Raw genomic sequence first — 11592 nt, 5'->3', positions numbered from 1 at the left:
TTGCTATGCATACGGCGCTTCGCATATTATTCTGCGGTCATAATAATAATTCTCGTTTACGTTATTGTTCACTCATTGATTCAGAGATAAACCCATGGCGCGTCCAAAAACTGCCCAGCCAGTCATTTCGCTGCGTAAAATTGCAGTCGTAGTAGCCACAGCGATTAGCAGCATGTCTGTTCACGCACAGGCTGCAACCACCCAAAACGAAGAAACCATCACTGTTACCAGCGCGGCTCCGCAAGAGAGTGCGTGGGGCCCGGCGGCTACTATTGCGGCAAAACATTCCGCAACGGCTACCAAAACCGATACCCCAATTGAAAAGACCCCGCAGTCTATCTCTGTGGTGACCAGCGAAGAGATGCAAATTCGTCAGCCAGCGTCTGTAAAAGAAGCGTTGGGCTATACACCGGGCGTGGTTGTCAGCAACCGTGGTGCATCAAACACTTATGACTTTGTCAGTATCCGTGGCTTCACTTCCGTCGGCTTGAGCCAAAACAACTACCTGGACGGGCTGAAATTACAGGGCAACTTCTACAACGACGCAGTTATTGATCCTTATATGCTGGAGCGCGTTGAGTTGATGCGCGGTCCGACGTCGGTGCTGTACGGAAAGAGTAATCCTGGCGGTATTATCTCTATGGTCAGCAAGCGTCCGACCACTGTGCCGCTGCATGAAGTTCAGTTCAAAATGGGTACAGACAATTTGTACCAAACCGGTTTTGATTTCAGCGATGCGCTGGATGACGACGGTGAGTTCTCTTACCGCTTGACGGGAGTTGCACGCTCTAACGACCAGCAGCAGGTTAATGCGAAGCAAAAACGTTATGCCATCGCGCCTTCTTTCACCTGGCGCCCTGACGATAAAACCAATTTCACATTTCTGTCTTACTTCCAAAATGAACCGCAAACAGGCTATTACGGCTGGTTGCCTAAGGAAGGCACTGTTCAGCCTTTACCGAACGGTTCCCGTATCGGTACAGATTTCAATGAAGGTGCAAAGAACAATTCTTATTCCCGCAACCAGAAAATGGTCGGCTATAGCGTTGAGCATGGTTTCGATGACACCTTTACCGTGCGTCAGAATCTGCGCTTCGCGGAGATGAAAACCGCACAGCAAAGTGTTTACGGTACCGGTATCTGCTCAGCGAATACTTTTAATGCCCCTTGCCAGGCACTTCCCGTAGGCGATCGTAGCCACTATTTAGGCCGCGGAACGGTTGTTGATAATGAGCGTTTGCAGAACTTCAGTGTCGATACCCAATTGCAGAGCAAATTTGCAACGGGCGACGTTGAACACACCCTGCTGACCGGTATCGATTACATGCGCATGCGCAACGATATCAACGCTACTTTTGGTACCGCTCCGGTGGTTGATCTTTACAACCCACAGCCGCTGGATGATTTTGATTTTGACAGCGCGGCACCGTATCAACTGAACGAAACGAAACAGACCGGTATTTACGCGCAAAACCAGGCCGAATGGGATAAATGGGTCTTCACACTGGGCGGTCGTTATGACTGGTCAAATCAGCAAACGACTGTGCGAGACGACGGTGGTTCCATTGAGCGTGATGACCATAAATTTACCTGGCGTGGTGGTGTGAACTATGTGTTCGATAATGGTATTGCGCCATACGTCAGTTATAGCCAGTCTTTCGAACCAAACGCATTCGATCTCTACAGTACACCGCGTATGGCTTTCGCACCGTCTAAAGGTGAACAGTATGAAGCGGGTGTTCGCTACGTACCGAAAGATAAGCCAATCGTTCTTAGCGCTGCGGTTTATCAGTTGACGAAGACCAATACGCTTACCACCGATCCGAACAACGCCAACTTGCAAGTTCCGTCAGGGGAAGTGCGTTCTCGTGGTGTTGAACTGGAAGCGAAAGCGGCTGTTAATGCAAACATCAACCTGACGGCGTCGTATACCTATATTGATGCTGAATACACCAAAGACACCAACCTTAAAGGCAACCACGTTGAGCAGGTTCCACGTAATATGGGCTCGCTGTGGGGGGATTACACCTTTAATAACGGTCCGCTCTCTGGCCTGACATTAGGCACTGGTGGTCGTTTCATTGGCTCAAGCTATGGCGATCCGGCGAACTCCTTCAAAGTGGCAAGCGCGACGGTAATGGATGCTGTGGTTAAGTATGACCTGGCGCGTCTTGGTATGGCTGGCTCCAGCATTGCGCTGAACGTCAACAACCTGCTTGATCGCGAATACGTCGCCAGCTGCTTTAACACGTACGGCTGCTTCTGGGGCGCAGAACGTCAGGTGGTGGCGACCGCAACCTTCCGCTTCTAATCTCTCTTCGGGCACGGTTCGCCGTGCCCTCTGATAAGTTGGCAACCATGCAGGAAAACAACACGCTTCCCGATACCACTTTCCAGTTGACCGATGTCACCTTTCGCGTGCCGGGACGCACGCTGCTCCACCCGCTGTCGTTGACCTTTCCGGTGGGGAAAGTGACGGGCCTGATTGGCCATAACGGCTCAGGAAAATCCACACTGCTGAAAATGCTTGGCCGCCATCAGGCGCCTTCTGACGGGGATATTCTCCTCGACGGACAACCGCTGGAGAGCTGGAACAGCAAAGCCTTTGCCCGCAAAGTGGCCTATCTGCCGCAGCAGTTGCCGCAGGCGGAAGGGATGACGGTGCGTGAACTGGTGGCGATTGGGCGTTATCCGTGGCACGGGGCGCTGGGGCGTTTTGGCGTTGCTGACAGAGAAAAAGTGGATGAAGCGATTGCGCTGGTTGGGCTGAAACCGCTGGCGCATCGCCTGGTGGATAGCCTTTCCGGCGGTGAACGCCAGCGCGCATGGATTGCCATGCTGGTGGCACAAGACAGCCGCTGCTTGCTGTTAGATGAACCCACCTCTGCGCTCGATATCGCCCATCAGGTCGATGTGCTGGCGCTGGTGCACCGCCTTAGCCAGCAACGCGGGTTGACGGTAATTGCGGTATTGCACGATATCAATATGGCAGCGCGTTATTGCGACTATCTGGTGGCGCTGCGCGGCGGTGAGATGATCGCTGAAGGCACGCCGGATGCGTTAATGTGTGCCGAAACGCTGGAACTCATTTACGGTATCCCGATGGGGATCCTGCCGCACCCGGCGGGCGCCGCACCGGTGAGTTTTGTCTACTGATGGCCGGTTTACATGGAATTAGCCGTCGTCGTTTACTGACGGCGATGGCCCTCTCTCCCTTGCTGTGGCAGATGCGCGGTGCGCAAGCCGCCACGGTCGATCCGCAGCGTATTGTGGCGCTCGAATGGCTGCCGGTGGAGTTGCTGCTGGCGCTCGGTGTGATGCCGTATGGCGTTGCCGATGTGCATGATTACAACATCTGGGTCAACGAGCCTTCGCTGCCGGAATCGGTCATTGATGTTGGGTTACGTACCGAACCGAACCTTGAATTGCTGACGCAAATGAAACCCTCTTTGCTGGTATGGTCGGCAGGCTATGGCCCTGCGGAAGCTAAACTGGCAACCATCGCACCGGGGCGCGGCTTCACCTTTAGCGACGGCAAAAAACCGCTCACTATGGCGAGGCGCTCTTTGAATGAGATGGCGCAACTGCTCAATATGGACGCGGCGGCGAAAAAACATCTTGCAGCGTTTGATGCGCTGGTGGAGGCAACCAAACCGCGTTTCGCCCAGCGGGGCGATCGCCCATTGTTAATGATCACATTGCTCGATCCGCGCCATGCGCTGGTGTTTGGTCCGAACTGCCTGTTCCAGGAAGTGCTCGACAGTTTAGGTGTGCGCAATGCCTGGCAGGGCGAGCAGACCTTCTGGGGCAGCGTGGCGGTAGGTATCGACCGGCTTGCTGCATACAAAGATGTCGATGTTATCTGCTTTGATCATAACAACGAGCAGGATATGCGTAAGCTGATGGCGACACCGTTGTGGCAGGCGATGCCGTTTGTGCGTGCCGGTCGCTTCCAGCGCGTGCCTGCCGTCTGGTTCTATGGCGCGACGCTTTCGGCGATGCACTTTACCCGCGTGCTGGACAATGCGCTGGGAGGCCGGGCATGAGCCGACGTATTTCCCTTTTCCCGGCGCTGCTGCTGGCGGTGCTGTTTATCGCCGCGACCTGGTTAACCTGGTTCAATCTGAATGTCGCCTTGCCGCGCGGGCAGTGGGGACAGGCGCTGCGTGCGCCGGACATCGATCTCATCAATCAGATGCTGTTTCACTACAGCCTGCTGCCACGGTTGTCGGTATCGCTGCTGGTCGGCGCCGGGCTTGGCCTGGTCGGTGTGCTGTTCCAGCAGGTGCTGCGTAACCCGCTGGCGGAACCCACGACTTTGGGTGTGTCGACCGGGGCGCAACTGGGCGTCACCATCACCACGCTGTGGGCTATTCCTGGCGTGATGGCTTCGCAGTTTGCGGCGTTGATCGGAGCCTGCGCCGTCGGCGCGCTGGTGTTTGGCGTCGCCTGGGGTAAGCGTTTATCGCCAGTGACGCTGATCCTCGCGGGGCTGGTGGTCAGCCTCTATTGCGGCGCGGTCAATCAATTACTGGTGCTGTTCCACCACGATCAGCTGCAAAGCATGTTTTTGTGGAGCACCGGGACGCTGACGCAGACCGACTGGAGCATCGCTCAGCGTTTGTGGCCGCAACTGCTCGGCGGCGCGGTATTAACGCTTTTGCTGTTGCGCCCGCTGACATTAATGGGGCTGGATGATGGCGTTGCCCGCAATCTTGGGCTGGCGTTGTCGATGGCGCGGCTGGCGGCGCTGGCGTTGGCGATCGCCCTGAGCGCGTTACTGGTTAACGCCGTGGGCATTATTGGTTTTATCGGCCTGTTCGCGCCGCTGCTGGCGAAAATGCTCGGTGCGCGTCGCCTGCTGGCGCGTCTGATCCTCGCTCCGCTGATTGGCGCGTTGATCCTCTGGCTTTCCGATCAGGTTATCTGGTGGCTGACGCGCGTGTGGATGGAAGTGTCCACCGGGTCGATCACCGCGCTGATTGGTGCGCCGCTGCTGCTGTGGCTGTTGCCGCGTCTGCGCAGTATGAGCGCGCCAGCGATGGACGCCGGGGACAAGGTTTCCCCGGAGCGCCATCACGTGCAGGGGTTTGCGCTGGGCGGTTTGGTGTTACTGCTGCTGGCGATGTGGGTGGCGCTGAGCTTTGGGCGCGATGCGCAAGGCTGGCACTGGGCCAGCGGTACGCTGCTTGAGGAGTTAATGCCGTGGCGCTGGCCGCGCATTATTGCCGCCCTGACCGCCGGGGTGATGCTGGCGGTGGCGGGCTGTATTATTCAGCGCCTCACCGGCAACCCGATGGCCAGCCCGGAAGTGTTGGGGATTAGCTCTGGTGCCGCGTTTGGTGTGGTTCTGATGCTGTTCTTCGTGCCGGGCAATGCCTTCGGCTGGCTGATGCCCGCCGGGAGTCTCGGCGCAGCGGCAACGTTGCTGATAATCATGCTCGCCGCCGGGCGCGGCGGGTTTTCGCCGCACCGGATGCTGCTGGCGGGGATGGCGCTAAGCACGGCGTTTACCATGCTGTTGATGATGTTGCAGGCGAGCGGCGATCCCAGAATGGCAGAGATCCTGACGTGGATCTCCGGCAGTACCTATAACGTCTCTGGCGAGCAAGTGCTGCTCGGCAGTGTGATGATGGTTATCCTGCTGGCGCTGACGCCGCTGTGTCGCCGCTGGCTGATGATCCTGCCGCTCGGGGGGGAAACCTCCCGTTCGGTGGGGATGGCCTTAACGCCGTCGCGCATCGTCCTGCTGCTGTTAGCAGCCGCGCTAACGGCGACGGCGACCATGACTATCGGCCCGCTGAGTTTTGTCGGCCTGATGGCACCGCATATCGCCCGTATGATGGGGTTTCGTCGAACGATGCCGCATATGGTGATGTCGGCGCTGGTGGGAGGAGTGCTGCTGGTGTTCGCCGACTGGTGCGGTCGGATGCTGCTGTTTCCGTTCCAGATCCCGGCGGGGTTGCTGTCGACCTTTATCGGCGCGCCGTATTTTATCTATCTGTTGCGTAAGCAGAGCCGATAAGAAAATGCCGGGTGGCGAATTGTAGGCCGGATAAACGCAGTGCCATCCGGCGAGTTGCCCGGTGGCGCTAGCGCTTACCGGGCCTACAGTATTTCGGCAAAACCCTTACAACTTCGCGAACACGCGCTTAGCGGCATCGATGGTCTTGTCGATATCATCGGTGCTGTGCGCCACGGACATAAAGCCCGCTTCAAACGCTGACGGCGCAAGGTAAACGCCTTCTTCCAGCATCAGGTGGAAGAAACGCTTAAAGCGTTCCACATCACACTTCACCACGTCCTGATAGCAGGTCACGCTCTGTGCATCCGTAAAGAACAGGCCAAACATGCCGCCAACGTGGTTGACCACCAGCCCAATACCGTTTTGTTGCGCAGCGTCCAGCAGGCCATTCGCCAGCTGCGTGGTCAGCTCGTTCAGCGTCGAATGGATGCCCGGCTGCGCGACTTCCGTTAAACAGGCGTAGCCCGCCGCCATCGCAATCGGATTACCGGAGAGTGTTCCCGCCTGGTAAACCGGCCCGGTCGGCGCCAGCGCCTCCATCACATCGCGACGACCGCCGAATGCACCCACCGGCATCCCGCCGCCGATGATTTTGCCCAGACAGGTGAGATCCGGCACCACATCGTAATAAGCCTGCGCCCCCGCGAGCGCGACGCGAAAACCGGTCATCACTTCATCAATAATCAGCAGCGCGCCAAACTCATCGCACAGGGCACGCAGGCCCGGCAGGAACTCTGGCAGCGGCGGCACACAGTTCATGTTGCCCGCGACCGGTTCAACGATGATACAGGCGATATCCTGCGGGAACTGCTCAAACGCCGTGCGCACGGAGTCGAGATCGTTATAGGTGCAGGTCAGGGTGTGTTTAGCGAAATCTGCCGGTACGCCGGGTGAGTTCGGCTGGCCTAAGGTCAACGCGCCGGAACCGGCTTTCACCAGCAGGCAGTCGGCGTGGCCGTGGTAGCAGCCTTCAAATTTAATGATTTTGTCGCGGCCGGTGAAACCGCGCGCCAGGCGGATGGCGCTCATGGTTGCTTCGGTACCGGAGTTCACCATGCGAACCATATCCATGGTCGGCACCAGCTCGGTCACCAGTTGCGCCATTTTGACTTCCATTTCGGTCGGTGCGCCAAAGCTCAGGCCGCGGCTGGCGGCTTCAATCACCGCATTACGAATGGCCGGGTGGTTGTGGCCCAGCACCATTGGCCCCCAGGAGCCGACATAATCGATATAGGCTTTGCCGTCGGCATCGTATAAATAAGCACCGTCAGCACGCTCGATAAACAGCGGCGTACCGCCAACGCCGGTGAAGGCGCGTACCGGTGAATTGACACCGCCCGGGATAAGCTGGCGCGCTGCGTTATAGAGGTTTTCAGACTTACTCATGCTTTCATTCCTGGTTCGTGGAAAAAACGTTGCCGGTCATTCTATGTGATTAGGGGAATGTTATGAAAGTTTTGCCCGGGAATTTCCCCGCGACGCAGCGGCGATGGCTGGCTACAATACTCCCTTTGTATGACGTATCGAAAACCATGTCCGATAAAACTCCTTCATTTGAACAGCAACAGGTTGAGCGGCGACGACGCAGAAATATTCTGCGCCAGATGCTGCAACGCGATAAAACACCGCTGGTAATCCTTGTGGTGGCTGCCGTGGTTGGCACGCTCACGGGCCTTGTGGGTGTCGCCTTTGAAAAGGCGGTCAATACCGTTTTAAACATGCGCATCGGTGCGCTGGCGCAGGTGGCGAATAGCGCGATTGTCTGGCCGCTGGCCTTTTTGGGTTCAGCTTTGCTGGCGATGATTGGCTATTTTCTGGTGCGGCGATTCGCGCCGGAAGCGGGGGGTTCTGGCATCCCGGAAATTGAAGGCGCGCTGGAAGAGTTGCGCCCGGTGCGCTGGTGGCGCGTATTACCGGTTAAATTTTTCGGCGGTATGGGCACGCTGGGTGCTGGCATGGTGCTCGGGCGGGAAGGGCCAACGGTGCAGATTGGCGGCAATGTCGGGCGGATGGTCGGCGATCTTTTCCGCCTGCGCAGCGGCGAAGCGCGCCATACGTTGCTGGCAACCGGCGCGGCTGCGGGACTTTCTGCGGCCTTTAACGCGCCGCTGGCAGGCATTCTGTTCATCATTGAAGAGATGCGCTCGCAATTTCACTACAATCTTATTTCCATTAAAGCGGTCTTCACCGGCGTGATTATGTCGAGCATTGTCTTTCGCCTGTTTAATGGTGAAGCGGCGGTTATCGATGTGGGCAAACTGAGTAATGCGCCCGTCAACACGCTGTGGCTCTATCTGCTGTTGGGCATGGTGTTTGGCTGTATCGGGCCGTTATTTAATGCGCTGGTATTGCGTACGCAGGATCTGTTTCAGCGTCTGCACGGCGGGCATACCGGAAAATGGGTGCTGATCGGCGGGTTGATTGGCGGGACCTGCGGCGTACTGGGTTTGATGGCTCCGGCGCTCTCCGGCGGCGGTTTTGCGCTGATCCCCATCGCATCTGGCGGGAATTACACCGTTGGTGTACTGCTGTTTATTTTTCTTATCCGCGTGGCGATGACATTACTTTGCTTCAGTTCCGGCGCGCCGGGCGGGATTTTCGCGCCGATGCTGTCGTTAGGTACGGTGCTGGGCATGGCGTTTGGTTCCGCGAGCGTGGCGATTTTTCCCCATTACCCGCTTGATGCCGCGACCTTTGCCATCGCCGGAATGGGTGCCTTGCTGGCGGCTTCGCTGCGCGCACCTTTGACCGGAATTGTGCTAGTTTTGGAAATGACTGACAATTATCAGCTTATTTTGCCAATGATCATTACCTGTCTTGGTGCGACACTGTTAGCGCAGTTTTTGGGCGGCAAACCGCTCTATTCCGCCATCCTGGCACGAACGCTTGCCAGGCAGGAAGCGGCCAGTGACAGTGAGCAGCGGCGGGAGAATACTTGAACGATTTAATACCGTATTGGATAATAGCCGCAATGATCGGGTTAATATTTGCCCAGATCGAAGTATCAATGGGAGCAAGACATGAGTGATGACGTAGCGCTGCCGCTGCAATTTACCGACGCAGCAGCCAATAAAGTAAAAAGCCTGATCGCGGACGAAGAGAACCCGAATCTGAAACTGCGTGTTTACATCACCGGTGGTGGTTGCAGCGGCTTCCAGTATGGTTTTACCTTTGATGACCAGATCAACGATGGTGATATGACCATTGAGAAACAGGGCGTTGGCCTGGTGGTTGACCCGATGAGCCTGCAATATCTGGTGGGCGGTTCGGTGGATTATACCGAAGGTCTGGAAGGTTCCCGCTTTGTGGTGACTAACCCGAATGCAACCAGTACCTGCGGCTGCGGTTCCTCGTTCAGCATCTGATCACGGTTTTACGCCCGGTGGCGCTCTGCTTACCGGGCTGACAAAACATCTTCAACGCCCCGAGTCATCCAGTGCAAACGTCGGCAGCTTTAAATGCCAGCGGATCGCCGCCAGGCGAATCACCAGCGTAACCCCCATTCCCAACATACTGGCTGTCTCCAGCGGTACGGCAAAGAAGTAGAATGCCGTTGCATGTACGATCCCACCCGCAATACAGGCCGTGGCGTAAATTTCGGTGCGCAGGATCATCGGGATTTCACGCGCCAGCACATCGCGTATGATCCCGCCGCCCACGCCAGTTACCACCCCCATGCAAATGGCGACCAGCGGGCCGGTTTCAGCAATAAACGCTTTATTCACGCCAATACCGACAAACACCGCCAGGCCGACGGCATCCAGCACCGGCAGCACCCATTTCGGCAGACGACGCGGCTGGCGCACCAGCATGATAGTCAACATGCAGGTCACCATGGCGACCACCAGGTCGGTGGGATCTTTCACCCAGAAAACCGGCCCGTGCGCCAGCGCCATATCGCGGATTGTGCCGCCACCGACCGCCGTCACCACACCCAGCACCAGCACGCCGAACGGATCCATCCGCAATTTTCCGGCAAGCAGAACGCCTGAGATAGCGAAAACAGCGGTGCCGATAATATCCAGCCAGTAGACCAGCATGGTTAATTCCCCGGTTATTTCACCTGCGCAAGGGCAGAGCAGAGTTGTTGAGCGGCGAGGATAATACGCGGGCTTGCCCGTTCAAACCAGTCGCCGTGCAGAGAAATAATCGGTACATCAAGCTGATTACGCCAGTATTGCTGGATTTTCGGGATCGCGTTTGTCTCGCCCGCGAAAACAATCGCCTGCGGTTGACGCGCCAGCACTTGTTCACGGCTGACCTGCGGCCACGGCACGCGGCTGGCGGCAAAGATATTTTCGCCCCCGCACAGCTCCAGCACCTGGTTCTGAATCGAACCTTTCCCGCTGGTAAACAGGGGTTGTGCGCCAAATTGCATAAACACGCGTTTTTTCGGTTGGCTGGCGTAACGGGATTTCAGTTCGTGGTACTGAGCCAGCAACTGCTGCGCCGCCCGTTCAGCCTGCTGTGGATGCGGGCTGAAAGCCGCCAGCTTACGCAGCGTATCCGCCACTTGTTCGATGGTAATCGAATCAATCCACATTACGGTGATACCAAACTGCTTTAGTTGATTCACCTGGCGTTCGGTATTGCCACCGCGCCAGGCCAGCACCAGATCGGGCTTGAGCGCGACAATGCGTTCGAGATTCATGCCTTGCCAACTGGCAACTTGCTCAATACGCGCCGCTTCAGGCGGATAATCAGAATAGCTGCTGACGCCAACGGGGGTGATCCCGGCGGCGAACGCCAGTTCGGTATTGGCCGGAGAGAGTGAAATCACGCGCGGCGCGGCGAAGATCCACGCCGGCAGAAAAATAAGCAGGGCGATAAACGCCCTGAAGAGACGATTAGCCACGCGCCAGTTTCTGCACCAGGGTTTCAACCATCAGGCTGGACTGTTTTGCCGCCACCACCAGGAACTCATCAAAGCTCAGGTGAGATTGCTGATCCGCCACATCGGAAATAGCGCGAACGACAACAAATGGTACGCCAAAGTTATGGCAGACGTGAGCAATCGCAGTGGCTTCCATTTCAACGGCAATCGCCTGCGGGAAGTTGTGACGAATTTTCGCCAGGCTCACAGAACCGTTAATAAACGCATCACCGCTGACGATCAATCCGCGCACGGCATTTAATTTCAGTTCACCGATACAGGCTTCTGCCGCCGCCACTAACTTCCCGTCAGCTTTAAAACCGGCCGGGCAGCCCGGCAACTGACCATATTCATAACCAAACGCCGTGACGTCGGCATCGTGATAACGCGCTTCGTCGGAAACCACAATATCACCCACTTTCAGCGTCGGCGCCAGGCCGCCCGCAGAGCCGGTGTTGATAATCGCATCCGGTTTGCAATGTTCCAGCAGCAAGGTCGCGCCCATGGCGGCGGCAACTTTACCAATGCCTGATTTCAGCAGCGCAACCTCTGTACCATTCAGCGTACCGGTGTAGATTTCGCTCCCGCCAATATTGAAGGTCTGACGGTTCTCGATTTTGTCACGCAGCAGCGTAACTTCTTCTTCCATTGCACCAATAATGCCAATTTTCATGGAGATACTCGCTAATGTGAT

10 protein-coding genes are annotated in these 11592 nt (G+C 56.8%); 6 read left to right on the top strand and 4 right to left on the bottom strand.

Annotation, left to right across the window (positions count from 1 at the left end; all coding sequences use genetic code 11):
- Positions 1-94: 94 nt before the first annotated feature.
- The 4 genes from fhuA to fhuB are packed head-to-tail and all read left to right on the top strand — an operon-like array spanning position 95 to position 6025.
- On the top strand, positions 95-2311 hold the full coding sequence (gene fhuA, locus Q5705_12505; GenBank protein WLI75421.1) for a ferrichrome porin FhuA: 2217 nt from the start codon (positions 95-97) through the stop codon (positions 2309-2311).
- A gap of 47 nt (positions 2312-2358) precedes the next feature.
- The gene (gene fhuC / locus Q5705_12500) at positions 2359-3156 is read left to right on the top strand and encodes a Fe3+-hydroxamate ABC transporter ATP-binding protein FhuC (protein ID WLI75420.1); all 798 of its coding nucleotides are present in this window, start codon (positions 2359-2361) and stop codon (positions 3154-3156) included.
- Positions 3156-4046: a Fe(3+)-hydroxamate ABC transporter substrate-binding protein FhuD gene (gene fhuD / locus Q5705_12495; protein ID WLI75419.1), complete on the top strand. Its 891-nt coding sequence runs from the start codon at positions 3156-3158 to the stop codon at positions 4044-4046. Before fhuC ends, fhuD begins: the two co-directional genes overlap by 1 nt.
- A complete protein-coding gene (gene fhuB / locus Q5705_12490; protein WLI75418.1) occupies positions 4043-6025 on the top strand; it encodes a Fe(3+)-hydroxamate ABC transporter permease FhuB in 1983 nt (660 codons plus the stop codon). Before fhuD ends, fhuB begins: the two co-directional genes overlap by 4 nt.
- Positions 6026-6130: 105 nt before the next feature.
- Here fhuB and hemL read toward each other — a convergent pair whose 3' ends face one another.
- On the bottom strand, positions 6131-7411 hold the full coding sequence (gene hemL, locus Q5705_12485) for a glutamate-1-semialdehyde 2,1-aminomutase (protein ID WLI75417.1): 1281 nt from the start codon (positions 7409-7411) through the stop codon (positions 6131-6133).
- 146 nt (positions 7412-7557) lie between these two features.
- On the opposite strand from hemL, the gene clcA reads away from it, so the two are divergent.
- Entirely contained in the window at positions 7558-8964 is a 1407-nt protein-coding gene (clcA, locus tag Q5705_12480) for a H(+)/Cl(-) exchange transporter ClcA (GenBank protein WLI75416.1), read from the top strand.
- Positions 8965-9045: 81 nt separating this feature from the next.
- The gene (erpA, locus tag Q5705_12475; GenBank protein WLI75415.1) at positions 9046-9390 is read left to right on the top strand and encodes an iron-sulfur cluster insertion protein ErpA; all 345 of its coding nucleotides are present in this window, start codon (positions 9046-9048) and stop codon (positions 9388-9390) included.
- A gap of 51 nt (positions 9391-9441) precedes the next feature.
- Here the strand turns inward: erpA and Q5705_12470 are convergent, their stop codons facing one another.
- Genes Q5705_12470 through mtnN form a run of 3 tightly spaced genes read right to left on the bottom strand, consistent with a single transcriptional unit; the run spans position 9442 to position 11571 of the window.
- Entirely contained in the window at positions 9442-10065 is a 624-nt protein-coding gene (locus Q5705_12470) for a TRIC cation channel family protein (GenBank protein ID WLI75414.1), read from the bottom strand.
- A 14-nt stretch (positions 10066-10079) separates the two neighbouring features.
- Positions 10080-10880 carry a vitamin B12 ABC transporter substrate-binding protein BtuF gene (gene btuF / locus Q5705_12465; protein ID WLI75413.1) on the bottom strand — a complete coding sequence of 267 codons (801 nt, stop codon included), beginning with the start codon at positions 10878-10880 and terminating at the stop codon, positions 10080-10082.
- A complete protein-coding gene (gene mtnN / locus Q5705_12460; protein ID WLI75412.1) occupies positions 10873-11571 on the bottom strand; it encodes a 5'-methylthioadenosine/S-adenosylhomocysteine nucleosidase in 699 nt (232 codons plus the stop codon). The genes btuF and mtnN overlap by 8 nt, the downstream gene beginning before the upstream one ends.
- Positions 11572-11592: the final 21 nt, after the last annotated feature.

Origin of the sequence: Kosakonia sp. H02 (genome assembly GCA_030704225.1) — a bacterium.
In the GTDB taxonomy this organism is placed as follows: domain Bacteria; phylum Pseudomonadota; class Gammaproteobacteria; order Enterobacterales; family Enterobacteriaceae; genus Kosakonia.
Note: the sequence above shows the minus strand (reverse complement) of the source record. Positions and strands in the feature narration are given on the sequence as shown.

Bases quoted from the DNA above. Each gene is read 5' to 3' on its own strand.
- clcA (WLI75416.1), top strand. From the start codon at position 7,558: ATGTCCGATAAAACTCCTTCATTTGAACAGCAACAGGTTGAGCGGCGA.
- hemL (WLI75417.1), bottom strand. From the start codon at position 7,411: ATGAGTAAGTCTGAAAACCTCTATAACGCAGCGCGCCAGCTTATCCCG.
- erpA (WLI75415.1), top strand. From the start codon at position 9,046: ATGAGTGATGACGTAGCGCTGCCGCTGCAATTTACCGACGCAGCAGCC.
- fhuD (WLI75419.1), top strand. From the start codon at position 3,156: ATGGCCGGTTTACATGGAATTAGCCGTCGTCGTTTACTGACGGCGATG.
- fhuB (WLI75418.1), top strand. From the start codon at position 4,043: ATGAGCCGACGTATTTCCCTTTTCCCGGCGCTGCTGCTGGCGGTGCTG.
- fhuC (WLI75420.1), top strand. From the start codon at position 2,359: ATGCAGGAAAACAACACGCTTCCCGATACCACTTTCCAGTTGACCGAT.
- mtnN (WLI75412.1), bottom strand. From the start codon at position 11,571: ATGAAAATTGGCATTATTGGTGCAATGGAAGAAGAAGTTACGCTGCTG.
- Q5705_12470 (WLI75414.1), bottom strand. From the start codon at position 10,065: ATGCTGGTCTACTGGCTGGATATTATCGGCACCGCTGTTTTCGCTATC.
- fhuA (WLI75421.1), top strand. From the start codon at position 95: ATGGCGCGTCCAAAAACTGCCCAGCCAGTCATTTCGCTGCGTAAAATT.